Origin of the sequence: Sorangium sp. So ce375 (genome assembly GCF_051473855.1) — a bacterium.
GTDB lineage: Bacteria > Myxococcota_A > Polyangia > Polyangiales > Polyangiaceae > Sorangium.
In genome coordinates, this window is record NZ_CP150335.1 from 1,410,223 (window position 1) to 1,436,508 (window position 26,286).

General features: G+C 71.8%; 17 protein-coding genes. 8 read left to right on the top strand and 9 right to left on the bottom strand.

The annotated features are described in order from the left end of the window. Positions 1–141: 141 nt before the first annotated feature. The 4 genes from WME90_RS05395 to WME90_RS05410 all read right to left on the bottom strand — a co-directional run bounded on the left by WME90_RS05395 (position 142) and on the right by WME90_RS05410 (position 8,059). On the bottom strand, positions 142–1,809 hold the full coding sequence (locus tag WME90_RS05395; RefSeq protein ID WP_437279994.1) for a hypothetical protein: 1,668 nt from the start codon (positions 1,807–1,809) through the stop codon (positions 142–144). Positions 1,810–1,843: 34 nt separating this feature from the next. Beyond that, the gene (locus WME90_RS05400) at positions 1,844–5,998 is read right to left on the bottom strand and encodes a PAAR-like domain-containing protein (RefSeq protein WP_437279995.1); all 4,155 of its coding nucleotides are present in this window, start codon (positions 5,996–5,998) and stop codon (positions 1,844–1,846) included. A gap of 121 nt (positions 5,999–6,119) precedes the next feature. Next, on the bottom strand, positions 6,120–6,584 hold the full coding sequence (locus WME90_RS05405) for an SRPBCC family protein (RefSeq protein ID WP_437279996.1): 465 nt from the start codon (positions 6,582–6,584) through the stop codon (positions 6,120–6,122). A gap of 200 nt (positions 6,585–6,784) precedes the next feature. Continuing rightward, positions 6,785–8,059: a SprT-like domain-containing protein gene (locus WME90_RS05410; protein ID WP_437279997.1), complete on the bottom strand. Its 1,275-nt coding sequence runs from the start codon at positions 8,057–8,059 to the stop codon at positions 6,785–6,787. 155 nt (positions 8,060–8,214) lie between these two features. Here WME90_RS05410 and WME90_RS05415 point away from each other — a divergent pair, with 155 nt between their 5' ends. Then, positions 8,215–10,275: a sulfatase-like hydrolase/transferase gene (locus WME90_RS05415; RefSeq protein WP_437279998.1), complete on the top strand. Its 2,061-nt coding sequence runs from the start codon at positions 8,215–8,217 to the stop codon at positions 10,273–10,275. A gap of 5 nt (positions 10,276–10,280) precedes the next feature. Then, positions 10,281–12,302 (top strand): sulfatase-like hydrolase/transferase, encoded by a 2,022-nt coding sequence (locus tag WME90_RS05420; RefSeq protein ID WP_437279999.1) that lies wholly within the window; start codon positions 10,281–10,283, stop codon positions 12,300–12,302. Between the two features lie 130 nt (positions 12,303–12,432). Here the strand turns inward: WME90_RS05420 and WME90_RS05425 are convergent, their stop codons facing one another. From WME90_RS05425 to WME90_RS05435, 3 genes are all read right to left on the bottom strand, one after another. Next, positions 12,433–13,002 carry a hypothetical protein gene (locus WME90_RS05425; RefSeq protein ID WP_437280000.1) on the bottom strand — a complete coding sequence of 190 codons (570 nt, stop codon included), beginning with the start codon at positions 13,000–13,002 and terminating at the stop codon, positions 12,433–12,435. Continuing rightward, the gene (locus tag WME90_RS05430; protein WP_437280001.1) at positions 12,999–14,237 is read right to left on the bottom strand and encodes an AAA family ATPase; all 1,239 of its coding nucleotides are present in this window, start codon (positions 14,235–14,237) and stop codon (positions 12,999–13,001) included. Before WME90_RS05430 ends, WME90_RS05425 begins: the two co-directional genes overlap by 4 nt. A gap of 161 nt (positions 14,238–14,398) precedes the next feature. Then, entirely contained in the window at positions 14,399–15,304 is a 906-nt protein-coding gene (locus WME90_RS05435; protein WP_437280002.1) for a LysR family transcriptional regulator, read from the bottom strand. Positions 15,305–15,431: 127 nt separating this feature from the next. Between WME90_RS05435 and WME90_RS05440 the strand changes: the two genes are divergently transcribed. Beyond that, the gene (locus tag WME90_RS05440; protein WP_437280003.1) at positions 15,432–16,127 is read left to right on the top strand and encodes a type 1 glutamine amidotransferase domain-containing protein; all 696 of its coding nucleotides are present in this window, start codon (positions 15,432–15,434) and stop codon (positions 16,125–16,127) included. A gap of 110 nt (positions 16,128–16,237) precedes the next feature. Further along, positions 16,238–16,831 carry a Uma2 family endonuclease gene (locus tag WME90_RS05445; protein WP_437280004.1) on the top strand — a complete coding sequence of 198 codons (594 nt, stop codon included), beginning with the start codon at positions 16,238–16,240 and terminating at the stop codon, positions 16,829–16,831. A gap of 40 nt (positions 16,832–16,871) precedes the next feature. Here the strand turns inward: WME90_RS05445 and WME90_RS05450 are convergent, their stop codons facing one another. Both WME90_RS05450 and WME90_RS05455 read right to left on the bottom strand, forming a co-directional pair. Further along, a complete protein-coding gene (locus tag WME90_RS05450; RefSeq protein ID WP_437280005.1) occupies positions 16,872–17,384 on the bottom strand; it encodes a DUF1993 domain-containing protein in 513 nt (170 codons plus the stop codon). A gap of 210 nt (positions 17,385–17,594) precedes the next feature. Next, positions 17,595–20,666 (bottom strand): PEP/pyruvate-binding domain-containing protein, encoded by a 3,072-nt coding sequence (locus WME90_RS05455; RefSeq protein ID WP_437280006.1) that lies wholly within the window; start codon positions 20,664–20,666, stop codon positions 17,595–17,597. Between the two features lie 146 nt (positions 20,667–20,812). On the opposite strand from WME90_RS05455, the gene WME90_RS05460 reads away from it, so the two are divergent. From WME90_RS05460 to WME90_RS05475, 4 genes are all read left to right on the top strand, one after another. After that, positions 20,813–21,835 carry a YegS/Rv2252/BmrU family lipid kinase gene (locus WME90_RS05460; RefSeq protein WP_437283560.1) on the top strand — a complete coding sequence of 341 codons (1,023 nt, stop codon included), beginning with the start codon at positions 20,813–20,815 and terminating at the stop codon, positions 21,833–21,835. Between the two features lie 185 nt (positions 21,836–22,020). Continuing rightward, the gene (locus WME90_RS05465) at positions 22,021–22,656 is read left to right on the top strand and encodes a hypothetical protein (RefSeq protein ID WP_437280007.1); all 636 of its coding nucleotides are present in this window, start codon (positions 22,021–22,023) and stop codon (positions 22,654–22,656) included. Positions 22,657–22,783: 127 nt separating this feature from the next. After that, the gene (locus WME90_RS05470) at positions 22,784–23,947 is read left to right on the top strand and encodes a formimidoylglutamate deiminase (protein WP_437280008.1); all 1,164 of its coding nucleotides are present in this window, start codon (positions 22,784–22,786) and stop codon (positions 23,945–23,947) included. A gap of 186 nt (positions 23,948–24,133) precedes the next feature. Next, positions 24,134–26,053, top strand: a complete 1,920-nt coding sequence (locus tag WME90_RS05475; protein ID WP_437280009.1) for a sensor histidine kinase — start codon at positions 24,134–24,136, stop codon at positions 26,051–26,053. Positions 26,054–26,286 lie beyond the last annotated feature (233 nt).

Sequence of the window (26,286 nt, forward strand, 5' to 3'; positions counted from 1 at the left end):
GCGGATGTCCCCTGGGCGCGTGTCGAGGAATGAGGAACGAGCAACCGCTCAGGTCGTCGTCCTTGTCTTTCTGGGCACCCTACCGCCGAGGGCCAACGCCGCGATGGTCGCCCAGCAGCGTGAACTCGGCGCCTGGAGCGCTCATGGCCGCCCCGGTCGTTCGACATCGGCGCACGCCATGCCGACGCGCAGCACGACCTCGCCGGCGTCCAGGTCGACGCCGAGCAGCGCGGCGTCGTCCGTGGCGAGCAGGAAGCGGAGCGCGCGCGGGGCGATCCGGATCGGCGGCGACAGACGCAGCACATCGCTCCCCTCCTCCACCCACGCGATCCGGCAGGCACCGCCGGCATCGAGCGCGAGCACGAGGTGCGACGCCGAGAAGGTGAGCAGCGCGGCGCGCCCGGGCAGCGCGATCCGCCGGGGCGGCGCGCCCGCCTCGCCACGGCGCACGATCGCGCGCCCGCCCGCCTCGAGGTGATCGCGCCCCACGGCGCGCGCCGAGGGCGGCGCGCCGAGCCCGAGGTGCGCGAGCGCCTCGAACGCCTCGCGCTCCTCGGGCGTGGGGCCGAGCGGCTCGCCCAGGGCCGGCGCCGCGGCCGGCGCGGACCAGGCCGCGGTGATCGCGCGCGCCGCGGCTGCCTGCTCGGGGGTCACGGCGGGGTGCACGGCCACGACGTTCCCCCGCGCGTCGAGCTCCTGCACGCCGCCGCCCTTGCCCACGAGCAGCCGGCCATTCCGGACCGCGAGGACGGCGTCGCCAAGGAGCTTGCCGAGGACGGTGCGCGCGCCGCCTTCGAGGCGCACGATGTCCTGGAAATCCACCGCGACCACCGCGTTGCCGTCGGCCACCGGGCGGCGCAGGTGCAGGGTGCTCGATGCGCCGACCAGCGCGGTGTGCTCCGGCGGGACGAACGGCGCCGGGAAGAGCCGCTCACGGAGCAGATCCGCGTCCTCGCCGGACGCGAGCCGGCGCACCGCACCGACGATCGCCTCGCGGAGCCTCGCATCGATCGGCTCGACATAGCCGGCGTGGGCGCCCGGGGAGAGCGGCCCGGCATCCAGGATATAGCGCCCTGCGCCCGCGAGCATCTGGTCGCTCGGCTGGGACTGGAGCGCCCGCTGGAGATCCTCGCCGGAGAAGCGGCCGAGCAGGAGCCGCGGGAGAAACTCGTAATCGGGCCGGCGCGCGAACGGCCCCGACCCCGCCCCGTACCATTCCAGGAGCCCTCGGGCCTTACGCATGTTCGCGCCGGCCTGACGGATCCACGCCGCCGCCTCCAGCATGTGCCAGGGGTCCAGGAGGCGATCGACCGGCCCGCACCAGGGGCCCTTCAGGTTCGGCGGGATCGCCTTGCGCCATTCGGTCCGCGCGCGCTCGCCCTCCTCGCTGTTCCAGCGCGTCACGTCCTCGAGCGGCTCCGGTACACCGTGCGCGGCGAGCCACTCGAGCAGCGCGCGGTCGTCGCGCAGCTCGGCCCAGCCGCACCATTGCTTCCAGTCGAGGCCCCGCCAGTAGATGGAACGATTCTCCGGGTAGAGGTCCACCCGGCCGGCCGGCCCGCCCTCCGCCGCAAGGACGATCCCGAGCTGCGGCTGCCGGCGCGGCGCGCGGCATCGCTCGTCGAAGTACGGCTTGTCCTCGAAGATCTCGAGCGCCGGTCCAAGGGCCTCCAGCGCCGCTCGGTCCAGCTCGGCCAGGGCGCGATCGCCGCCGTCGATGAGCTGGCCCCGGGACGACGCCGCCAGCGCGCGCTGGAGGTCCTCGTTCCGCGGAGGGTGACCGTACGGGTACGGATTGATGAAGCGCACGGCGGGTCCAGTAGCACTCCTCGGGGTCTCGGCGTCAACGCCGGCGGCGGCCACCTGCCGGCCTGGGGCGCGCCTGGACCCACGAACCTTCGTGTACATACGGTGTCGTCCCGCCGGTCCAGTCTGGCGCCATCATGCCAGGACCCCACGGGTGGCCGCCTGGACCGGGCGCGGTGACGTTGCGATACGTGTCCGGCAGGTTCTCGGAGCGCGCGCCGTACGTGATGGCGCGGGTCTCGGAGGCGACCTCCCTCGCCACGCTCGACCCCCCGCCCTGCGCCGGGGTCGCGCTGTTGCACGCGGACAGCTCGACGCGCCGCTTTCGCCCCCGCTTCTGGCCGCGGAACCCCGCCGCCGTGAGCCGCTGCCCGAGCTGGCGGCCGTCGATGTACCCGTTGCCCCACTCCACCAGGTTGGGCGCTCCGTGCGTCGATACGATGACGTGATCCTCTCGCGCCAGGCTGCCCGGCGTGAGCTGATCGTGTCGAAGCACGCGCGCGCCCGGGTGCTGTGCCTGAAGAAGGGCGACATGCTGCTGGATTGTCGCGTCGGCCGGCGCGCCCACGACGATCGTCGTGAGCCCGGAAGGGTCGATGAAGATCGTGACGTTGGGGACGAACCCGATCTCCTGCAGCGCGCCCAGCAGGCCGAGCGGGTCGGGGGTCAGGAAGACGTGCGTTGCCGGGTCGTAGAAGCGGTGGCGGTTGTAGTGCAGGCCGGTCACCGCGTCGGCGCGCTGCCCGGCGAACCGGAGCGCGCCGGGATCGCCCGTCGCGCGCGTGACGCGGCCGAAGGCGCCGAGATCGATCTCCGACGCGCGCCCGTCGCGGTGCAGGTAGAGCCAGGGCGTGGAGGCCGCGTCGGTCACGACCATCCGCCAGTCCTTGCCGTCGCGCGCCTCGAGCAGCGGCGTGAAGCCGTCGTCGTCGAACACACGCTGGATCGACGGCCCGCTCGTCGGTCGCTCCTCGACGAGGCTCTCGCCATCCCAGCCGAACCAGGTGCTCTCGCCGTTGCCGTGCGCCTGCGCGACGCAGCGGCCGAGGGGGTCGTACAGGTAACGGACGGCGACGCCGTCGCCGCGGACCGCTGCGACGAGGCGGTCGCGCTCGTCGTACTGGTAGCGCCAGGTCTGCAGCGGCCCCTGGCCGACGCGCCCCGCGAGGCGGCCGCGGGCGTCCCACCGGATCTCGGCGCCGCCCGCGCGCAGGGGGCGGCCGTCCCCGCCGATCGACCACGCGGGGCCGCGCGACGGGATCGGCGTCCCCTGGGGCGCGTACGCGAATTGCTCGTCGGCGCCGAGGCCGTGGAGGCGGAGCGGCCTGCCCTCGACGTCGAGGTCATACCGGCGCGCGCCGCGCTCGCTGTCCTCGACCGCCGCGACCGGGCCCACCGGGCTCCAGGTCCACGCGCGCGTCCGGACGGGCTCGCCCCGCTCATCCAGGACGGCGACGCTCTCCGGCAGGCCCTGGACGTCGCGCGACCAGGTGAGCGCGCAGGTCCCGTCGAGCCGCGTCCGCCGCGACTCGCCGCGCGCGTCCCGCGTGAAGGCGAGCCCGTCCGCCTCGCCGGCGGCGACCGCGAGCGACGCCGGCGCGCCGTCTTCCTCGCGCCGGCGCACCTCGACCGACCACCCCGTCGCATATCGGCGGTCCAGCACGCGGCCCGCGTCGTCGAAGCGGCGGGCGACGGCGAACGCGAACCCGCCAGCCTCCTGGACCTCCCGGACGACCCGGCCGTCCTCGTCGCGCTCGAACGTGATCATCACGTCCGCGCTCCGCGCGCGCGTGAGGTGGCCGAGCGCGTCGTAGTGGAACTCCTCCACGAGCCCGCCCGAGGTCTCGAGCTTCGTGACGCGACCGGCCCCATCGCGCTCGTAATGCACCCACGCGCCGTCGGCGTGGGTCGTCCGGACGAGGAGGTTCGATCCGTCGTACTCGTACGCCGTGGTCGAGCCGCCGAACGACGTCTCGCGGGAGAGATTGCCGCCGCCGTCGTACTCGCGCACATGGCGCTCGCCTGCGGCGTTCTCGATCCAGCGGAGCCGCAGGAGCGCATCGTAGCCGAGCCGGAATCGCCTGCCGTCCGGGCGCACCACCTCCACGAGCGCGCCGGCGACATAGCGGTACCGCGTGATCCCGCTCGCGTCGGAGCGCGCGGTGACGCGGCGGCCGGCGTCGATCTCCAGCTCCAGGACGTTGCCGTTCGGCTCCTCCAGGCGCACCAGCGCGAAGCGTGAGTCGTACGCGAACCGATAGACGCCGCCCTTCGGGGTGCGCGCCTCGACGGGGCACCCGAACAGGTCGAAGACGTACTCGTAAGCGTCACCGGCCGGCGTCTCGACCCGGATCGGGTTGCCGTGCGCGTCGTAGTCGTACGTGAACTCGGCGCCGTCCGGCCCGGTCGACGCGCGCGCGAGGCCGTGCGCGTCCCACTCGAGGGCGTGCTCGCGGCCTCGCCAGTCGACGCTCCCGGTGGGGAGGCCCCTCCAGTACGTAGTGCGGGTCTTCTTCCCGTCGGGCCGCGTGCGGACGATCGTCCGCGCCTCCGCGTCGACCGCGTCGCGCCACGTCGCACCGTCGGGCTCGGTGACGCTCGCGAGGTGCCCCGCGGCATCGTACGACCGCCGCGTGGTCCGCCCGCCGCCGTCGCGGGCCGAGAGCAGCCTGCCGATCGTGTCGTACGCGTAGGTGCGCGCGTGGCCGCGCGGGTCGACGTACGCGGTGACGAGGCCGAGCGCGTTGCCCGTGTACGTGTGGGTCCCGCCCTCGCCGTCGATCACCACGGTCCTGCTGCGGTCGGGGTCATACGAAAGCCGGGTGTGGTGAACGCCCCGAGCGCCCGGGAGGCGGGGCGCGCCGAGCTCCGCGAGCACGTCGCGGCCGGCGATCTCGCCCCAGGTCTCGACGCACCGTCGGGCGCCTTCGATCGCCTCGTACCTGAAGTGGTAGGTGAGCCCGTCGGGCAAGATCTCCCGGACGAGGTAGTGCTCTTCGTCGTATTCGTACCGGATCTCCGCGCCGCCCGCGTCGATGACCCGCACGAGATCGCCCGCGTCGTCGAGCTCGTAGGTCACGGCGCGGCGGGAGTGCGGGGTGCCTTGCTCGTCGGTCGCGATCACCTCCCACCAGGCGAAGAGCCCCTGGCGCTCGAGCCGGGCGCGCCGCCCGACGGCGTCGACGATGCCCGTGAGCTCATCGCCTCGCCATTCCAGGGTGGCCTTGTTGCCGAACGCGTCGCGGAGCTCGACGAGCGCGAAGCGCTCCTCCGGGGCGGCGCGGCGCAGCACCCGCACGAGGCCGTCGTCTTCTTCGACGAGAAGATCCTCTCCGACGGCGGCGACGCGGACACCGAACGGCAGGAGCAGGACCTGATCCTGCGCGGGCCAGGAGAGCACCTGGGCGCGACCGCCCGGCGCGGAGAGCTCGAGCTCATCGCCGCGGCGCCGGGCGCTCCAGGCGAGGTCGTGCGACCACCCCCACCCGATGCCGCAGCGATGCCGCACCGCCGCGGTCGAGTAGCTTCGCTCCAGGGTCAGCACCAGGGGCCCCGGCAGCTCGATGTCCGTGACCGGGTTCGTGTACATGGCCCCGGTCACGACGTCGATCGGGTGCCCCGCGGACGCCTGGCCATCGGCGCCCGGCGGCGCGGGTGGGCCCGGCGGGCCCGCGCCCTGGCTGCTGCCGCCTCCGCCACCGCCGCCGTTGCTCGGGCCCTGAGGGCCGCCCCCGCCCGGACCGCCGGCGCTGCTGCCGCCCCCGCCGCCGCCGCCGCCGCCGCCCGCGGCGTTGCTCGCGCTCGCCCCGGCGCCGGCGGTGATGCTCTTGTTCATCTGGCCCATGCTGCCCGTGATGCCGGCCATGCCGAGCTCGATGAGGACGTTGGGCGCGCCCAGCCAGGGAAAGCTCGGTCCCCCCGTGTTGAGGCTGACGACCTCTTTGAGTGTGCCTGGCTCGTTGCCGTGACAGGCCTTCATGCAGCCGCCGACCGTGAGGATCTTCGCCCCTTCGATCTTGGTCCGCATGCACGGATCGATGATCCCCTCGGCCACGGTGCCCATCGTCGGGTACGGGATCGGCAGCGGGCTCGGCGCCGCGGGCGTCAGGCACACGCTGACGGCCATGCCGGTCATCTGGTGCCCCGACTTCTCCGTGATCGTGTCCATGTGAAGAGCGGTGACCTTGCCCATGGCGCTCTCGAGCGTCGCATGAGGCGTGTTCCGGCCACAACCAGGATGCCGGAGCGGCGCGCGTGCGGGCCGCCGGGCTGCCAGGACAGCCGCTCTCCGGGGCCCGGGCGAATAGAACCTGCTAACTCGCCCGCTGCCGCTCCAGGTGCGTCTTCATCGCCTTGAGATCCCCGTGCACCGCCTTCTTGAAGCTGCCGATGAACAGCCGCCCCAGCGCCTCCATGAACCACCCCATCCCGGCGATCTCGCCCTCCATCCTGAGCAGCGTGCCGGCGCCCTGGGGCTCGAAGACGTACCGGAAGCGGTATGCGCCCCGCCCGGTGGTGCCCTTCTGCCCATCGATGAAGAGGTCCAGGCGCTTCCCGGGCTCCGCCTCCGTGACCTCGAACAGCTCGGTCGATTCCTTGCCGAACATCTTGCGGGTCTCGCGCCACATCGCGCCCTTGCCGACGAGCGCGCCCGTGAGCTTCTCCACCCGTACGAAATTGGGCATCCAGTCGCTGAACGAGTCGATGTCGGTCGCCAGCCGGAAGACGTCCTCGGGCGGTGCATCGAAGCGCTCTTCAATGGTGAACAGGAGCGGCATCTCGTTCTCTCCTAGGTTGGCCCGCGCGCCGCGCCATCGTGCCGGAACCGCTCCTTCTCCGTCAACGAGCGCGTCGAGCGCGCGCCGCTGCCCAGACCCCGGCGCTGCGCCATCGCGCGTCGTCCGTTGTCCGTCTTCCGTCTTCCGTCTTCCGTCTTCCGTCCGAGCTCCGCGCGCGGCCCGGATCCGGAGTCGTGAGCTCAGCCCTTCTTGCCGGGCGGCAGCAGCATTCCCCGGTTGCCGGTCGCCCCTTGCATCGGGCGGTGCAGGACGATCCTCCGCCCCGCCTCCCGCCCGTGGGCGTGCGCCGCCGTCCGCTGATTGCCCGTGTGGCGCAGGTGCTGCACGTGCGGGTGGCGCGTCCGATAATAGCCGTCCAGATCGGCGTCCCTCACCCAGACGAGCCCCTGCTCCACGGACACCTTCCGCTCCGCGTTCAGCTTCTCGAGGAACCCGAGCATCACCCCGGCCTGGTATGTCCGCCGGTCCTTGTTGCCCCTCACCCCGTGGACCCGCTTGTGCTCGTTCCACAGCTGCTCGGCCGTGTGGTGCAGGAACGCGTGCACGTAGGCCGCCATCTCCAGGTTCGCCGGCGTCCCGCAGATCTCGAGGACGCTGCCCCGCTTGCCCTCGAGCGGCACGTACACGGGCACCCAGATCGCCTCGACGAAGAAGTGCTTCCCGAGGATGCCGCCGACGATCCGCTCGGTCTCGCCCACGCGCCCGCTCGGCGCGCCGAGGTGGCGGAAGCCGTACTGCCGCGCGGCGCGCGCCTTCGCGACGTCGAGGTTGTACTTCAGCATCAGCCGCTGCGCGGCGCTCATCGCCGCCTGCGCCTCGTTCGCGTTCGGGCTGTCCGCGAGCGCGAGCAGCCGCGCGATGCGATCGAGGATCCGGGCGTCCACGCTCGCCTCCGTCGCGCCCCCGTCGCCGCGCGCGGCCCCGCCCGGATCCGCCGGCGAGCGCGCCGCGGCCGGCATCCCCGACGCCGTCCCGTCGATGCCGAGGCGCGTGCACACCTCGCGGAACGCCGGCCCGTGCGCCGCCTCGTCCCGGACGCCCAGCACCTCGTGCACGTACTGATGCGCCATCTCGTGCTTCAGCACCTCGATCACGACGCCCCACGGCTGCGTCAGGACGAGCGGCCGCGAGATCTCGATCACGCGCGCCTCCGAGATCCATCGCCCGAGCCGGCTCGCGGCGTCGGACAGCTCGATCGACGCCGAGCGCAGCTTCCGCCGGAAATGCGTGTAGTTCAGGCTCTGGTAGGCCGCCATGAGCTCGCGCACGAGCGCGGCCTCCAGCTCGGCGCTGAGCCTGGCCGCCGTCTCGAGCGGCGGCTCGGGCGCCGGCGCGGCGGGCGGCTGCGGCTCGGGCTGCGCGGCGGCCGCGGTGGGGGAGGGTTCGGCCGGCGGCGCCGCGGCCCCGGAGGCCTGCGCGCCGCGCAACCCGTTCAGGAAGAGCTGCTCCGCCATGCGAACGCCTCTCATGGCACGCCTCGCGCGGCGGTCGAAGGGTTTTCTCCGTATTCCGGGCGGCCCCTGCCGGGCGGCCCCGTCATCTCGATGCCACCGAGCCGCCTCAGAAACGTTCCCGATACGCCACGTCCTCGGTAAACTCGCGCGCCTCTGTGCTCCGTTCCAAGGCGCTGAACGATCCTCAGGCGGTCGAGGCCGATGCCTCGAGCCGCTCGTCTCGCGGCCTCGCCCGCGATCTGGGCGCGGACCGCGCCGCGGCGCGCGCGCGGCTGCGCGCCGTCGCCCGCGTCCGCCGCCGCTACGGTCGCCTGTTCCTGGCGCTCCCGCTGCTCCTCGTCGTGATCGCGGACGCCCGCATCCGCGGGGATCGCCTGCTCGATCTGGGCGGGAAGCACATGGCGAGCTACCTCGGCGCGATGATCGAGAGCGCCGCGCTCTGGGGGCTCCTGCTCTTCGCGGCCTCGTCGCGGCGGGGCGCGTCGCGGTGGGTCGCGGCGCTGCTCTTCGTGACGCTCGCGACGCTGTCGCTCGGCGGGCAGCTCTACTTCCACCGCCAGTACGCGACGTACCTCAACCTCGACGCGACGCTCTTCGGGACCTCGCTCTCGGCCAGCCTCTTTGGTCAGCTCCGGGCCGACGGCGAGAACTTCTTGCGCTCGGTCCTCCCGCCGCTCCTGCTCGCGATCGCGCTCGTGTGGCTGGGCCGGCGGATCGTGCGGCCAGGCCGCACGGCGTGGGCCCGCGCCGCCCGCCTCGCCGCGCCTGCGGGCGTGGTGGCCGCGTTCGTCCTGCCGTGCTCCTACCGCACGGTGCAGGCCTCCACGCCCGACGTCATCTACTTCCACGCGATCGGCGGCCTGCTCAAGGAGCTCGCCGGCGTCCAGACCACGGCGCAGGTGCGCCCCGGGCTCCGCACGCCGCCCTCGCTGCCGCAGGTCGCCCCGGAGCCGGGCCCGCGGCGCAACGTCCTCTTCATCCTGACCGAGAGCGTGCGCGCCGACGCGACGTGCTCGGCGCGCGCGCCCGCGCCCGCGCCCGTCAAAGCCGGCGAGGCGCCCTCCGCGTGCCCCGGCACGCCGCGCACCGACGCGGCGGTGCCCGACCGGCTGCCGCTCACGCAGATGCGCTCGAACGCGTCGACGACGGCGATCGGGCTCGCGGTGCTCTGGTCCGGCCTCCAGCCGATCGCGACCCGCGAGGCGCTCCACACGGCGCCGCTCGTCTTCGACTACGCGCACGCCGCCGGCTTCGACAGCGCGTACTGGACGAGCCACCACATGATGTTCGCCAACTCGCGCCTCTACGTGCAGGACCTGCCGGTCTCGCACCAGTGCGGCGCGACCGAGCTCGATCCGCTCGCCGACATCGATCTCGGGGCCGACGACCGGCTGCTGTCGGCGCACGTGCAGTCCGAGGTGCTCTCGCTGCGCGAGCCGTTCCTCGCGGTCGCCCACTTCGGCAACACCCACGTCCCCTACCTTGTCGACCCGGAGGACGCGCCGTTCCAGCCCGCCCTCGAGAGCAAGGCGCCGGACGACAACGAGGCGTACCGCAACTTCTACAAGAACGCCGTCCACCGGCAGGACGCGGCCATCGCGGAGCTCATCCGCTTCGTGCGGAGCTCTCCGGTCGGCGATCGCACGGTCATCGTCTTCACGTCGGACCACGGCGAGGCGTTCCGGGAGCACGGCCAGCTCGGCCACACGGGCTCGATCCTCGACGAGGAGATCCGCGTGCCCGGCTGGATCGACGCGCCGCCGGGCACCCTGACGGCCGCGGAGGAGGGCGCGCTGCGCGCGGCCCGGGACGAGCCGGCCTTCCACACCGACGTGGCGCCGACCCTGCTCGACCTGATGGGCATCTGGGAGGAGCCCGCGCTCGCGGGCTACCGGGCGGCCATGGTCGGGCACAGCCTGCTCAGGCCATCGCCGGGGCCGGCTGCGCTGGCGCTCACCAACTGCACCGGGATCTGGGGCTGCGCGTTCAAGAACTGGGGGATGATGCGCGGCAACATGAAGCTCGAATCCCGCGCCTGGGACACCGCCTGGCACTGCTACGACGTGCTCGCCGACCCGCGCGAGCAGCGCGACCTCGGGCCCGCCGCCTGCGGCGACCTTCCCCGGCTCGCGGACGCCATCTACGGCGGTCCCGCCGGCAGCGTCGACGTCCCCGTCCACCTCCGCGGCCTCGCGGCGGAGCCTCGCCACGACTGAGCCGGATGAGCCAGGACATCGATCGACAGGGCGGCGCGCTCGCCGAGCCGCCGCCCGCGCCCCCCGCCATCATCCTCCCCGCGCGCGCCGACGATCGCGCCGCCCGCGCTCGCGCCCGCCCGCGCGCCGCGCGGAAGGCCGCCCTCCGCCGCGTCCGCCTGATCCGCGCTGCCCTCCTGGCCTCGCCGGCGCTCTTGTTCCTCGTCGTCGACGTGCTGCGCCGGGGTCGCCACATGACCACGTTCGATCGGCCGCACGCCGCGGGGTACGCCGCGACCGTGGCGGCGTCGCTGGGGTTCTGGGGCGTCCTGCTCTATGTCGCCTCGGGCCGCCGCGGCGCGGCGCGCGGCCCGGTGGGCGCGCTGTTCGTCGCGCTCTTCACGCTCGTGTGCGGCGTCCAGGGGGGCTTCCACGCCCTCTACAACATCTACTGTTCGGTCGACTCCCAGATCCACTCCCAGTCGATCCCCTGGTCGATCGTGGGCACGCTCCCGCTCGGGCAGCCGCGCGTGATCGTCCACTTCGCCGTCGCGCTCGGGTTCGCCCTTTGGGCGCTCCGGCTCTCCCGCCGGCTCGTGCGCCCCCGGCGGCTCCGGCGGCGCGTCGCCGCCGTGCTCGTGCCGCTCGCGCTGGCCGGCGTGACGCGGATCCCTGTGAGCTACCGGGTGATCCAGTCGTCGTCGGCCGACATGATCTACTTCCATGGCGTCACGGCCGTGGTGAAGGAGCACCTCGGCATCACGGACGACTCGCCGGATCTACGGGTGCAGCGCCGCGACCCGGAGCGCGTGCCGCGGCTCTCGGCGCGGCCTGCGCGGCCGCGGAACGTGGTGCTCATCCTGCAGGAGAGCCAGCGCGCGGACGTGACGTGTGTCGAGCACGACCCGGCCTGCAAGCTGGCGACGCCGTTCTCCAACGCCGCGGCGCCCCGTCGCATGCCGCTCCTGCAGATGCGGGCCCACGACTCGACGACGGCCATCTCCATCTCGAACATCTGGTCCGGCGTCCCTCCGACGGAGAGCCTCGCGGTGCTCGGCTCGGCCCCGCTGCTCTGGGATTACGCGCACGCGGCCGGGTGGGACACCGCGTACTGGACGAGCCAGAACCTCATGTTCGGGAACGCCCGGCTCTACGTGCAGGATATCCCGGTCTCCCACCGGGCGGTCGCGACCCAGCTCGATCCGGGCGCCGACCTCGATTACGGCGCTTATGATCGGCAGCTCACGGACCGGGTGATCGAGGAGTGGGACGAGCTCGTCGAGCCGTTCTTCGCGGTCGTCCATTATTCGAACGTCCATTTCCCGTACGTGAGCGATCCGCTCCACTCGCCGTTCCAGCCGAGCGAGCTGACGAAGGCGCCCGAGAAGAACGAGCACTTCAAGAACTATTACAAGAACGTCGTTTACCTGTCGGACATGGCGGTCGGCCGGCTCATCGAGCACATCCGCGGGACGCCGAGCGGCGAGCGCACGGTCATCGTGTACACGTCGGATCATGGCGAGTCGTTCCGGGAGCACTGGCAGCTCGGCCACACGAGCTCGCTCTGGGACGAGGAGATCCTCGTCCCGGCGTGGGTCGACGCGCCGGAGGGGACGCTCGCGCCGGAGGAGCGGGCGAGCATCGAGGGCGCGAGGGACGCGTTCGTGTGGCACCTCGATCTGGCGCCGACGTTCCTCGATCTGATGGGCCTCTGGGACGAGCCGGGGCTCGATCCGTTCCGGAGGCGGATGATCGGACACCCGTTGACGCGGCCGGAGCGCACGGTCGCGCCGGTGCCGCTGACGAACTGCACGTGGGTGTGGGGGTGCGCGTTCCGCAACTGGGGGATGATGCAGGGGCCGCTGAAGATCGAGGCGCGCGAGTGGGACGGCGAGTACCACTGCTTCAACGTGCTCGAGGATCCGCTGGAGCTGACCAACCTGGGAGAGCAGGCGTGCGCGCCGCTGCCCGACCTGGCGCGGGGGCTCTTCCACGAGATGCCCAATGTCACGCCGCCCGGGAGGCCCAAGGTCGACTGGGGCGGGTGAGGCTGTACGGGGCGCGGGCGGCGCGGGGGCGCTGGTTCCGCACCGGGTGAGCTCGTTCCTGGTGGTTGTGCGGTAGGTTGTGCCGGGAGCCTACCGTGGAAATAGGGGACGAGCTCGGGGAACGCTCTCCCTAGGCGCCGAGGCGCTGCTCGAGGTCTACGACTTCCGGGCACAGGGAGCGGATGCGGCCGTAACGCGAGGCTGCTTCGCGGGCCAGGAGCCCGCGCCCCTCGGCCGGCTCGTGAAGGACGCCGCGCGCCTGGGCGAGGGATCGGTAATACGCCTCCTTCGGGTTCTCGTGTGCGCGCACGTCCTTCCAACGCCAGTCCGAGGGCAAGTCGTGCCCGGCGAGGAGCCACACCTCAATCTCCTGCCAGGCATTCTCGGCGAGGAAGCGCTTTCTTGATGGAAGCGCGGCGCTTGCCAGCGACTCTAGCCGATCGAGGGCATCGCGCCGCCCCGCCTTGCCGTCGCGATCGACGATGAGCAGGAAGCACTCGATCATCGCCTGGTAGCGCAGGAGTATCTCCTGGAGCCGCTCCCACCTGAGCGCCTGGTCGACGCCGCCGAGGAGCGGATCGCGGCAGACGATCACCTTGGCTTTGCGACCGATGGCCTCGAACATCTTCGTGACGATCGGCTCGAGGACGTACTGATCTTTGCGAAAGTCCTCGGGGATGACGAGCACGCGGTAGCTCACTGGGCAGCCTCGCCCGCGTCGTCTGCCATGAGCTCGACCATGTCTTCCAGCCACCCCGAGGCGTGGAGCCGAGCGAGGTCCTGCGTCTCGAGGACTCGGCTCAGGTCGGGGAGGTCGACCACCTTGCGCACGCTGGACTCGTCGGCGCCGCGGAGCCGGTAGATGAGGAGGGCGCTCTCCCTGGACTCGGGGCTGAGGAAGCCGAGGAGCTGGGGCGAATGGGTCGTCGCGATGACCTGGACACCCCCGGTGCGACACTGCTGTTCGATGAGCTGCACGAGTAGGTGAAGGCGTGTCGGATGGATGCCGTTCTCGATCTCCTCGAAGAAATAGAAATGGGCGGAGTCGGTATCGAGCAGAGCGGCGAGGATCGCGAGGAAGCGCAGCGTGCCGTCCGAGGCGCTGTAGGCCGAGATCCGGCGCCCACCCTGCTCCACGAGGTGCACGAGGACGCGCCCCGAGAAATCCTGAGGAAAGTCGAGATCCACGACGTCGAGCGGCGTGAGGGCGCGGATCCATTCAAGGAGCGTGTCTCTTCGCTTCGGATCCTGGGAGATCGCTTGCAGTACGGACGAGAGGTTTTCGCCGCGATCCCCGAGCACCTGTCGGCCTGGCAACGAGGGCAGCCGCGCAGCGTCCGGTGAGAGATCCAGGAAACGCATCGAGCGCAGGGTTCGTAGCGTACCCCTTATTCCTCTTCGAACATAACCGGAATCTAGGACCTGCGTGATGGCAGGTGAGCTGGATGAAACAGATTCTCTAGCTTGCCTCAGGCGTACGATGAGCCGCTCTTCGCTTTCCTGTTCGAGCGCACCGTCGGGTGGATGGGAGTCGAAGCATATCTCCGGGTTCCAGTAGAGTGACTCGCGGGTGACCCTGGGAGCAGCGTTCAGGCTTCCGGTCGCGACAGAGATCTGATATCTAATATGCGAATCGGGGTGCGAATCTACCGGTCCGAGCTCTGCACCGATCGAAAACTCCGCTCCTCCTCCGAAGACGACCTCCTTCGTGCCGCCTCGGAGCCCTTTCCACTGAAGCTCGCCGCCCTCGCCGTACTTCTCTCCCAGGATCTCCGCCAGCGAATAGCCGCGGCCGACGCCATGGAGAAAGCGGAAGGCATCGCGGAGGTTGCTCTTGCCGGAGGCGTTCGTCCCGACGAGCAGCGTGAAGGGGCCCAGCGGGATCGCCGCCTTCCGGAAGCTCTTGAAGTTCTCGAGCGTGATCGAGGTCAGCATGGGCTCTCCGTGTGGAGTGTAGCCGCCGCGCTGCCCGTCGTTTCACTGAATCGCTCGACGGCGCGCCCGCGCCCGGTGAAGCGCGCGGACTCTGGACGGGCGGCGCACGTCCCAGGCCCAGCACGCTCCGTGACACGGGCCGATGAGCCCGCGCGCGGCGCTCAGCCCTCCTCCAGCAGCGCCGCCTGCACGGCCCGGAAGCGCGCGCTCTGGGCCGCGCCCTTGCGCCAGGCCAGGTGGATCGTGTTCCGGGCGCCCCGGCCCACCTTGCCTGGCCGCGGCCCCACCATGACGACCTGCTCCGCCGCGACCGCCTCGGCGATGAAGTAGTTCGGCAGGACCGCGATCCCGACGCCCGCGATCACGAGCGCAAGCATCTCGTCGAGGCTCGTGATGCGGCACGCGATCTTCGGCGGCAGCGGGGCCTTCTTGCCGTACGAGGCCCGCCACCACGCGGCGTGCATCGCGAGATCCGCGTCGAAGACGATGAACCTGTGCTCCGCGAGCTCCCGCGCCGTCTCCGGGCGGCCGCGCGCTCCGAGGAGCGCGGGCGACGCGACCGCCGAGAACTCCTCGACGTAGATGGGCCGCGCCTCGAGCCCCGGGGTGTCCTCGGCGCTCACGAGGAGGCTCAGATCGTCGTCTCCCGCGAGCAGGCGCCGCGCGAGCACGGACGGCACGTCGAAGCGCACGTCGATGACGAGCTCGGGGTGCGCGCGGAGGAGCCGAGCGAGCCTGGGACGGAGCCACATGCGGGAGAACGGGCCCGGCCCGCCGATGCGCACGGTCCCCCGGACCTCCCGGTGATCGTCCGACACGGCGACGAGCGCGTCGTCGATACGCGCGAACGCCTCGCGCAGCGCGGCGACGAGGCCCTCGCCCGCCGGCGAGAGCCGCGCGTTGCGCCCGACCCGCTCGAACAGCGGGACGCCGAGCCGCGCCTCCAGCGCCTTGATCTGGTGGCTCACGGCCGACGGCGTGACGCGGCGGCGCCTGGCCGCCTCGGCGAACGTGGGCGCGACGCCGGCGTCGAGCAGGGTGCGGAGCAGCTCGTAATTGATGAGCACGGCTCATCTATAGCGTGAGATCGTCTCGCTGGTTTTCATCGATGCGGGCGCCTAAGTTCATCCCGTCGCCTCGGGCCCGAGCGCCTCGGGCGCGACAGCGCACAGACCCACACAGGAGCGAGCCGCCATGAACGCGAGGATTCTCTTGATCGTCACCAGCCACGCACGCCTCGGCGAGACAGGGCAACCGACCGGGTTCTGGCTCGAGGAGCTCGCCGCGCCGTACCGCGCGTTCGTCGAGGCCGGGGCGGACGTCGACATCGCGTCGCTCCAGGGCGGCAGGCCGCCGGCCGACCCGAAGAGCTCCGCGGAGCCGTCCGACGCCGTGCGGGCGTTCCTCGACGACGAACGGGCGCAGGCGAAGCTCTCGTCGACGCTCCGCATCGACGGGATCGCCGGCGATTACGACGCTTGCTTCGTCGTCGGTGGCCACGGCGTGATGTGGGATCTCGCCGGCGACGCCGCCACGGCGAGGCTGCTCGGCCGCGCGTTCGATCGGGGCAAGGTGGTCGCCGCCGTGTGCCACGGCCCCGGCGCGCTCGTGAACGTCCGGCTCGCGAGCGGCGAGCCGCTCGTGAAGGGGCGGCGCGTGAGCGCCTTCTCGGACGAGGAGGAGCAGGCCGTGGGCCTCGCGGACGTCGTCCCGTTCGCCCTGGAGTCGCGGCTGCGCAGCCTGGGCGCGCGCTACGAGCGAGGCCCTGTGTGGAAGCCGTTCGCCGTCCGGGATGGCCGGCTCGTCACCGGGCAGAACCCGGCGTCCTCGGCGCTTGTCGCGCAGGAGACGCTCGCGGCGCTCGCCGATCGCGAGGCGAGCGCACGCTGAGGGGCGCCGAAGCCGGGTCGGCTCCCCCGCGGCGCTGGAGTGTAAGATTTTGAAATTGCTATGAAAAGCAAGTGGTCGCGGCCATTTGTCGGAAGCGGTATGCTCGGCGCGTGCCCACCGCAGCACAGAAGCCACGTCCAGCCTCCGTGGCGGATCTCCTGGCCATCCCCGAGGAGCGGCGCTTTCACGAGATCATCGACGGCGAGCTCGTGCAGAAGGCCGTGCCTTCGTTCGAGCACGGCGACGCGCAGTCCGCCGTCGTCGCGCACGTGAAGATCCCCTTCCAGCGGCGCCCCGGGGGCCGCTGGCCCGGGGGATGGTGGTTCGCCACGGAGATCGAGGTCGAGTTCATGCCGGACCAGGTGTACCGGCCCGATGTGGTCGGCTGGCGTCGCGAGCGCGCGCCGGAGCGGCCCGGCGGGTGCCCTGTCCGGATCCGGCCCGACTGGGTCTGTGAGGTGCTCTCCCCGAGCAACGCGCGGAACGACACGGTCAAGAAGCTGCGCGTCTACCAGCGCTGTCAGCTGCCATATTACTGGATCGTCGATCCCAGGGAAGAGACGCTGACCGTGCACCGGTGGACCCCGGAGGGGTACCTCGTGGCGCTCCGCGCGGAGCGGGGCGAGCGCATCAGGGCCGAGCCGTTCGACGCGATCGAGCTTCAGATCGGCGTGCTCTTCGGGGACGAGCGCGAGGACGACTGACGGCACCCTGCCGCCTCCCCGCGGGGGAGGGCGGCCGTGGTCACAGGTCGCGGAGGGCGAGCGACCCGATGAAGTCGGACTTGCCGACGTCGAGCCCGTTGTGCCGCAGGATCGAGTACGCGGTGGTGGCGTGGAAGTAGAAGTTGGGGAGCGCGAACTGGAACACGAACTCCGGGGCCTTCATGCCCTTTCCCGGCAGGAAGAAGAGCGGAATCGTGCGGTCCTCCGCGCCCTTCAGCTGCTCCGGCGTCACCGCCTTCAACTGCTCGATCGCCTTGCCGATGCGCGCGCGCAGCTCCGCGATCGTGTCGTTGCCCGTCTCGACCTGCGGCAGCTCCGCGCCGGCGAGGAGCGCGCTCAGCCGGAGGGGCCAGGCGATGACGTTCTGGATCTGACGCCTGAGGGGCCACTGATCGGGCGCGAGGCGCGCGGCGAGCAGCACCTCCGGATCGAACTTCTTCTGCTGCGCATAGGCCTCCGCCTTGTCGAGCCAGACCAGCACCTGGCCGAGCATGCGGGTCATCTGGGGGAACGAGCTGTCGTAAAGGCTCATGAGCTTCTCCTCGTCGGCAATAGCAGCCGGCGTCTCTGGTCCACCCGCAGCCTCCGCGTGTCAACTCCGCGCGCGCCGGCATCGGCCACGTCGCGCGGTCGTCTGGAGCGGCAGTCGAGCCCGGTCGTGCGCTCCGAGGACGAGTGACGAGCCCTGCGGAGCCTTGGGCGACGGGGCTCGCCCGGGCTCCGCAGGCCGCGAGAGCGCCGCTCAGTCGACTTCGTGGAACACGCCCGCTGGATCGAGCGTCCACATCCTGTCGCCGCCTCCGCCGCCGTCCGACGTCCGGACGTAGATCAGCCGGATGCCCTTCTGCTCCAGCTCGGCGAGGATCGCGGGATCCAGGCCGGGCTCGAGGCGGGGCTCGAAGATGAAATCCTCCGAGAAGTTGTGGTGCTGCGGGCGGTACGTCTGCGCGTAGTAGCCCTTCAGCTCGATCGGAGCGCTTGTCAGCCCCTCGATGCGCGTCCCCACCCACTTGTGGAGCGGCGCCGTGTACCCCGCCGTGACGCCCTTGGGGGCCGGCGGCCAGTAGAATAACGTCTCGACAACGACGCCGGACGCCCACGACAGCGAGCGCTGCTGGGGCAACGCCCCCGCCACAGGGGGGCCGTCCGCGGGACAAGCGTCGAGCTGCACCGCCTCCGAGGACACGAAGGCCGGCGCGCCGTCCCAGTCGAGCGCCGGCGCGGGCGTGGCATAGGAGGCGCTGAGCACCATCCCCAGGTCGCGCAGCGCGACAAGCGGGCCCAGCGACGGCGGCACGAGCTCGGGCACCGGGGAGGCGGCGAGCGAATACGTGATCGCCGAGGCCCCGGCGCCGTCCACGAAGGAGTCCGTGGCCGTCTCGTCGGCGTACGTGTGGGACGCGGCAGGCCACGACGCGGGGCTCCCCGAGAGCGTCGCCGCCGATCCACCGGAGAGGTAGTCGAGCCGCGCGTCCTCGAACAGGGTGCTGGCGAGCGCCGCCGGCGTGAGGAACGCGCTCCTCGCCGAGAGCCTCGCCCGCACCTTGAGCCGGTGGTTCGCGAACACGTCGCCGAACTCGCCCTGGAAGGTGCAGACCTCCCGCGGCTCGTCGAGCAGGAACGGCGTGAGGCTCGGCGTCGTGTCCGGGAGCGCGACCTCGCGCACCTGCTTCACGACGAGCTCTCCCGGCTTCATCTTCTTGAACTCGTAATCGAGAAGGAACGACTTCCTGCCGGGGTTCACCTCGCTGAACCGCTCCTCGACGCGGCCGAGCAGGGCGGCGAGCGCGTGGTAATCGTCCTCCCATTGCATCACGTGGCCGCCGAGCGGGACGAGCGTCGAGCCGGACAGGAGGTAAACGGAGGTGCCATCGTCGAAGCGGCTCGCGGTCACGACCTCCGGCTGCGCTCCGCCTTCCGGGTTTGTGACGGAGGTCGCCCCGAGCTGCGTCACGATCTGGATCTGATCGCTTACCAGCTCGCGCCGCGCGAGCGTCGCGACGCCGTTCGCCATCTCGTCCTCGTCAGGATAGGAGTGATGGACGAGGACGCCCATCCCGACCTCGGCCTCGTCCACGCCATGGAGGAGCCGGGCGAGGAAGGCGTTGTCGTTGTAGAAGCTCGCGTACACCTTGCGGAGCGCGCGGAACACGCCGCGCTCGTCGGCCTCGCCGGCGTCGCACCGGCTCGGCCCCGCCTGGTCGGCGTCCCGCTCGTCGGCCAGGCAGCCGCTGTAGCTGTCGTAGAGGCCCGCGCCCGTGAAGACGGCGCTGTCCTCCACGTTGGTCGAGCTCCGGAACCTGATCTTCTTCGTGGGCGTGAAGCCCGCGAGCGCCGCCTCGATCGCCTGCCGCTGCCCCGCGGAGAAGGCGGTCTCGCCGGTGATCCGCGCGCGGATCGCGGCGAGATCGGCCTTGAGCGCCAGCATGTCGGGCGGATAACTATGGCGTTCGAGGCGCTCGGCGATCTCGGCGCGCAGCGTGCGGCCGCCGGGCATGACCTGATCGAGGAAATCGTCCCAGAGATCGAACGACAGCGCGACCGCGACATCGGAGCTCTCCGGGATGGCGTCCCGCAGCAGGCCATAGTTCGCGGCCTTGCCCCCGAAATGGACGATGTCCGCGGGGCCGAGATCCTCGGTGGACCCGGTATAAGCGCCCAGGGGCTCCTTGGGCCGGAGCTCCAGATCGCCGGGCCGCTTCAGCGAGAGGAGCTGCTCCCTGTCGGACGGCGTGATCCCGCCGGCGTCGAAGAGCTCCGCGCGGCAGAGGGTCCCGTACTGCAGCGAGGCCCGCAGCGCGATCTGCTCGCCGTCGAGCGCCTTCGCCGCCTCCGCGGCGGCCGGATCGCCGAGGTAGACGAACGGGATGCCGAACGAGGTCGCAAGGAGGGCGGTGTGCGCGTTCGGCGTCGCGGGCGAGAGCGACACGATGCCCGCCACATAAGGCACCTCCGCGGGGATCGAGTCGGTGAGCAGGATGTCCTCGGCCCGGAGATCGCCGCTCGCATAGGCGGCGTCGATCGCGTCCGGCGGGACATAGCGGAGCCGGCCCACGGCCCAGCCCGTCGCATAACACGCGTCGCCGTCCAGCCATCGCTCGACCGAGCTCACCGGGAACCCGCTCTGCGCGAAGAACGCGCTGTTCTCAGCGGCCGAAGCCGCCTGCTCGTACGTGGGGAAATAGAAGGGCCGCACCCCCCCGGGCGCGATGACGCTTTCCTTCACGAGCTCGAGGACGACGCGCGCCACCTCGGGATCGTAGGCGTCCTGTCGGACGAGCTGGATGCCGTACTCCGGCACGCTCTCCGGGCTCGGCGGGAAGAGCACGGCGCCGAGGATGGCCTCCTGTCCCTCCTCGTACAGCGAGATCCGGTCGAACTCGTCCAGCGACTTGCCGATGAACGGGTCGAGTCGCGTCGTGGCGAACTCGCCGTGGAACGGGAGCTTGTTGCTGTCCTGGTAATAGACCTTCGTGGGATCGTGCATCAGCACGGTGAACTTCACCCAGCCCGGCGCCCCGAAGGTCGCAGGCCAGGCGGCGAAGGGCTCGAAGGGGAAGCTGATCTGGTTCTTCCAGTCCTCGGATGGCGTGATGTCGATCGGGTAGGTGTCGACGGGCCATGACGCGCCGCCTCCGCCATTCCCCCCGCCTTCGCCGCCCGTGCCGCCTTCGCCGCCTCCGGTGCTCCCGGCGCTCGCGGCGCCTCTGTCCCCCGTGTCCCTCGACGAGTCCGCCCCGCAGGCGGTGAGCGTCCCTGCGCCGAGGAGCGCGAGCGCAAGACAATCCATTCGACCGAACCGCTGAAACTTCATGAATAACGCTGCGGTACAACTGCCGTGCCACCGTGCGGCGAGCGGCGTCGCCGCGCTGGGCGGCGGGGCGTCGCTGTCGCGCGCGTGGCGCACGCAGGCACAGCCGCGCGGGCCGCCCGCGGGCGCTGCCCGCGGCCACCCTGCCGATTTTTCTTCGGGTTTCAACCGGTTCGGCGTTCTACGATGCCGCGATGACCGAGCGGAGAGCGGCGCTGATCTTCAACCCGGCTGCAGGCCATGCGGGCGATGCGGTCGAGTCGCTGCCTGCCCGGCTCCAGCGCGCGCTTGCGCTGAGCGTCTACGAGACGAGCGAGGGCCGCTCCGCCGCCGCGTGCGCCGAGGCTGCGCGCCGCGAGGGCGCCTCCCTGGTGATCGCGGCGGGCGGCGACGGGACGGTCTCCAGCGTGGCGTCCGCGCTCCTCGGGAGCGACGTGTGCCTGGGCATCCTGCCGCTCGGAACGGCGAACTCGATCGCGAACTCCCTGGGCATCCCGGCCGACCTGGAGGGGGCCATCGAGGTGCTCGTCCACGGCGAGCCGACGCGCATCGACGCCGCCCGCGCGAACGGGAGGACCATGATCCTGCTGTCGGCGGTCGGGCTGCACGCCGACACGGTCGGCGAGACCCCGCAGGACGAGAAGCAGCGCTGGGGTGTGCTCGCGTACATGCTCACCGGGCTGAAGAAGCTGATGAGCCTCGAGCCGTTCGCGGTCGAGATCGAGACCCAGGACCAGCGGGTCCACTGCCGGGCGGTCGCGGTGACCGTCGCGAACATGGCGCCTCCGCGCACGGTGCTGGCGCAGGGGCCGCCCGTCCTGTCCCCCGAGGATGGGCGGCTCGACGTCACCATCGTGTCGGCCACGACGCTCGTCGAGGCGGTCGCGACCGGGCTGCACCTCCTGAGGACCGCGATCGACGGCGAGCCGGCCGAGCGCGACAACGTCGGGTTCCTCGCCGCCCGCCGGGTCCGCATCACCACCGATCCGCCCCAGCACGTGCTCATCGACGGCGAGGAGGCGGGGACCACGCCCCTCGTTGTGGAGTGCCTCCCGCGCGCCCTGACGGTCATGGCGCCCCGCCGCGAGGAGGCCCGTGAAGCGCCGCCCGCCGCGGATGTCGATGTGAAGCTCGCGGGGCTGCCCGAGCTCGAGATCGAGCCGAAGCGGTGAGGTGCGCTCGGGCACGAGGGCCCGAGGAAGATCCAGAGGGCCAGAGGGCCGGCGTCGCGGCGCGGGGAGAGCAGCATCGTGACGGCCTCGCCAGGGAGGGAACCGGAGCAGCCCGGCGTAAGGAAAGGTGGTTCTGCCGCCGCGGCAGGGCTCGATTCTTACCCTTTCATCGGGAGTGCAGAGGAATGCGAACGACGTTCTGGGCTTGTGTGGTGGTGTGCCTGGCTTCCGGCCTCTCGGGGCTGGGCTGCGGGGGAGACGACGACGGCGCGACGCCCCGCGAATCGGCGGGTTCGGCTGGGGGTGAGGGCCCCGGGGCTGCGTCCTGCTCCGGACTCGACACGTCGGCGCTCGTCAGCGAGCTCTCGCCCGCGGAGGTGGAGCAGGCGTGCAAGGGGTATCGCAGCTGCAGCGCCGAGCAGATGACCGTCGACCTCATGTGCCGTATGCAGGGTGTGCTCGGCGCGGCGTACGGGGACGACGCCGGGACCAACGACGCCGAGCTGCGGGCGAAGTGCTCCGAGCTGGTCGAGGGGTGCATGGCCGACCCGAGCAAGGCAGAGCAGCTGATAGAGCAGGTCCTCGCGGAGGTCGAGGCAGAGCCCTGCGGCCAGCCGACGCAGTGTACGGCCACGATCGCGGAGATCGACGCCTGCGCCGCCGACCTGCGAGCGTACTCGCGCAATGTGCTCCCCGAGTGCAGCGCCCTCACCATGGATTTCTATGAGCAAACCGACAGGGGCGCTTACCTGCTCGAAGGGGCTTGCGGCAAGCTCAGCATTGGCTGCTTCCCGCTGCTGACGACGCCGAGCGATGATTGACCGACAGGAGCGCGCCTGAGGCCGGTGTTGCTCCAGCTCCGGCGGTAGAGGCGGCCGCGCCGGCAGCGCGGCCGGCTCGCGCCTCTCCCCGGCCACCCGGGCGTGACAGACGTGATAGACGTGCGGCATGAGGCTGACCGAGCGAGCCATCGAGCTGCCGGCGCTCGCGAGCGCCCACTCCCACGCTTTCCAGCGCGGGATGCGCGGTGAGGCGCAGCGGCCGGGGCCGTCGGGGGCGGACGACTTCTGGTCGTGGCGCAGCGCCATGTACGCGCTCGCCGAGTCGCTCACGCCGGAGTCCATCCATGCGATCTCGAAGGTGGCGTACCGCGAGCTCCGCGCCGCGGGCGTGCGCACGGTGGGCGAGTTCCATTACGTGCACCACCAGCCGGGCGGCGCGCCCTACGCGGATCGCACCGTCCTCGCGGACGCGGTGATCGAGGCCGCGCGCCAGGAGGGCCTCCGGATCGCGCTCCTCCGCGTCGTCTACGCGCGCGCCGGCGCGGGCAGGGCGCCCGAGGGGGCGCAGCGGCGGTTCTCGGACGCCTCGCTCGACGCGGCGCTCGCGGACGTCGAGGCGCTCCGGGCGCGCTACGCGGGCTGCGAGGACGTGCGCGTCGGGGTGGCGCCCCACAGCGTGCGCGCCGTGCCCCCGGCGTGGCTCGGCGAGATCGCGCGGTACGCCGCGGAGCGCGGGCTCATGGTGCACATGCACGTGGCCGAGCAGCCGGCCGAGATCGAGGCGTGCCTCGCCGAGACCGGCCGGCGGCCGGTGGAGCTCCTGGCCGAGCGCGGGGTCCTCGGCGAGCGCTTCGTGGCGGTGCACGCGACGCACCTCGCGCCGCACGAGCCGGCGCTGCTCGGCGCGGCGAGGGCGTTCGCGTGCCTGTGCCCGACGACCGAGCGCGACCTCGGCGACGGATTGCCCGACGTGGGCGCGCTGCGCGCGGCGGGCGCGCGGCTGTGCGTCGGGATCGACAGCCACGTGATCACCGATCCGTTCGAGGACATGCGCGGCGTCGAGCTGGGCGAGCGGCTGCGGACGGGCCGGCGCGTGACGCTGCGGGGCGAGGGCGGGGCGACGCCGGCCGAGGCGCTCTGGGAGATCGGCTCGCAGCGGGGGGCGGAGGCGTGCGGGTTCGCGGATCCTGGCGGCAGCCTCTCGGTGCGCCGGGACGCGCCGGCGCTCGCGATGGTGCGGGAGGAGCGGCTGCTCGACGCGGTTGTGTACAGCGGGAGCCCTGCGATCGTGGAGGGGAGCCCCGCGCCCTCGGGCTCGCCCGCGCAGTGACCGACGTGAGGCGCCGGCTCGCCTCGACGTGGGGCGCGCGGGGGATCGAGGCAGGCCCGGGCTGAGCGGGCGGGCGTGAAGCGCGCTCACACGCGGTGGTGGCGTGGTTTGTGAGGTGCTGCCCCCCGCGTCTCGCCTGCGTCATTCATGGGAATCGAACGACGAAGGAAAGAATGGCTCGACTGGATGCCTCTGGCGGCGCTGCTGCCGATCGGCGTCGTCTTGCTCCTGAGCCTCCATCAGATCCAGGACGTCCATCGCAGGAACATCGCGGCGACCCTGCAGGCGGTGCTCTCGACGACGCGCGAGGGGCTCTTGACCTGGGCGCGGCAGGCGAAGGGCGCCGTGGGGTTCTGGGCGAGCGAGCCGAGGATACGGCGCGCGATCGCCGCCCAGGTCGAGCTGCACCGCGACAATGGCTCGCTCCTCGATAGCCCGCACCTCCAGGAGCTGCGGCGGGAGCTGGAGAACGTCGTTCAGCGGGAGCAGTGCCTCGGCTTCGACGTCATCGCGCTGGATGGCGCCCATATCGCCTCGGATCGCGATGAGCTCCTCGCCACAAAGACGCTGAGCGCCTACGACCCGGACACCATCGCCGCGGCCCTGCGGGGCTCGACCGTCATGGGGCCTCCTTTCACCATGCGGTCTCCCGTCCTCGGCAGGGTCACCCCCACCCTCGTCGTCGCGGCGCCGGTGCGCTCCTTCGCCGGGGGAGGGGAGGTCATCGCGGCGCTCGCCTTCCGCATCGATCCCGGGAAGGAGCTGACGCAGATCGCCCATCGCGGACAGGTCGGCGCGGCCGGGGAGACCTACGCGTTCGACAGGCACGGTCGCGTCGTCACGGAGCTCAGGTTCGCCCAGAACCTCCGCGACATGGGCATCCTGGCGGCCGGCGAGCGCACGAGCCTCAACGTGGAGGTGCGCGATCCCGGGGGCGAGGCGCCGGACGGCTCCTGGCGCCTCTTGCCGCGCGCGGAGCAGCCGCTCACGCGCATGGCGACCAGCGCCATCGCGGGGATCGCCGGGGTCGATGTCGAGGGATACCGCGATTATCGCGGCGTCGAGGTCGTCGGCTCGTGGCTGTGGGATCAGGAGCTCGACCTCGGCCTCGCGACCGAGATCGATAAAGACGACGCCTATGGCGTGTTCGTCGTCACGCGCCGCGTGGTCCTCGCGGCCTGCGGCGTGATGGTGCTCGCCACGCTCATCCTGACGATCCTGCTCCAGCGGCGCGCGAGGGACCTGGCCACGGGCGTGCGTCGCGAGCAGGATCTGCGCCGGGAGCTCGAGGATCGTGTCCGTCGCCTGGAGTGCGCGGAGACGGAGCTCAAGGAGGCCATCCGGATCCGCGAGGAGTTCTTGCGGTTCGCCTCGCACGAGCTGCGTACGCCGCTGACGAGCCTGCGCCTCCTGTACGAGCACATGCTGCGATCGCGATCCCAGCCGCTCATGGTGACGCTGGGCACGAAGGACATCAGCCGCTTCTTGAAGGTGTCCTCGCGGGAGCTCGCCCGGATCACGCAGGTCATCAACAACATGTTCGTCGTCGCGAGCTTCGCGACCGGCCCGCCCGCGTTGAACCTGGAGAGGACGGAGCTCAACGAGATCGTCCGCAGGACCGCCCGGCAGGTGACCGAGCAGCTCGAGGCCGACGGGTGTTCCCTGGAGCTCCAGCTCGACCGGTCGGTCTTCGGCTACTGGGACGATGCGCGCATCGAGCAGGCCATTACGAACCTGCTGTCGAACGCATCACGGCACGGCGCTGGACAGCCGATCACGCTCTCGGTCGTCCGGCAGGCCGGCTTCGCGGTGATCTCCGTGCACGATCGCGGCGTCGGCATCACGCCGGAGCAGCAGGCCAGGCTCTTCGAGCCGTTCCGGTGGACACCGGAGGCGCACAGCGGGCTCGGCGTCGGGCTCTACGTCTGCAGGTTGATCGTATGGGCGCACGGCGGCGAGATCCTTGTCGAGAGCGAGCCAGGCAAGGGCACGACGTTCCGCGTCCGGCTGCCGCTGCCTCCGGAGATCGAAGGTGGCGACGCCGCCATGGCGCCCGAGAGCGAGCGGAAGGCGGCGGTGGAACGGAGCGACGGAAGGACGGAGTAGGGGAGGGGCGGAGCAGCGGAGGGACGGAGCCGCGGAGCAGAAGACCTCGGGTACGGAGGCGCGTGACGCGTGCTCCAGCCACCGCTGCGCCTCGCTCCCGTCGATACACGGCGCGACCCCGCCCGGCGGCGCCGTCAGCCCGGCGCAGGTGAGCCCCGCTCGCGCTCCTCTAGCGCGAGGTAGCCCCAGCGCCGCCGGCGGCGCGCTCCGGGAGATCGGGGCGCGGCGGGGGG

Coding starts and splice junctions, on each gene's coding strand:
- WME90_RS05400 (WP_437279995.1), bottom strand. CDS start 5,998: ATGGGCAAGGTCACCGCTCTTCACATGGACACGATCACGGAGAAGTCG.
- WME90_RS05405 (WP_437279996.1), bottom strand. CDS start 6,584: ATGCCGCTCCTGTTCACCATTGAAGAGCGCTTCGATGCACCGCCCGAG.
- WME90_RS05410 (WP_437279997.1), bottom strand. CDS start 8,059: ATGGCGGAGCAGCTCTTCCTGAACGGGTTGCGCGGCGCGCAGGCCTCC.
- WME90_RS05420 (WP_437279999.1), top strand. CDS start 10,281: ATGAGCCAGGACATCGATCGACAGGGCGGCGCGCTCGCCGAGCCGCCG.
- WME90_RS05430 (WP_437280001.1), bottom strand. CDS start 14,237: ATGCTGACCTCGATCACGCTCGAGAACTTCAAGAGCTTCCGGAAGGCG.
- WME90_RS05440 (WP_437280003.1), top strand. CDS start 15,432: ATGAACGCGAGGATTCTCTTGATCGTCACCAGCCACGCACGCCTCGGC.
- WME90_RS05450 (WP_437280005.1), bottom strand. CDS start 17,384: ATGAGCCTTTACGACAGCTCGTTCCCCCAGATGACCCGCATGCTCGGC.
- WME90_RS05455 (WP_437280006.1), bottom strand. CDS start 20,666: ATGAAGTTTCAGCGGTTCGGTCGAATGGATTGTCTTGCGCTCGCGCTC.
- WME90_RS05465 (WP_437280007.1), top strand. CDS start 22,021: ATGCGAACGACGTTCTGGGCTTGTGTGGTGGTGTGCCTGGCTTCCGGC.
- WME90_RS05470 (WP_437280008.1), top strand. CDS start 22,784: ATGAGGCTGACCGAGCGAGCCATCGAGCTGCCGGCGCTCGCGAGCGCC.
- WME90_RS05475 (WP_437280009.1), top strand. CDS start 24,134: ATGCCTCTGGCGGCGCTGCTGCCGATCGGCGTCGTCTTGCTCCTGAGC.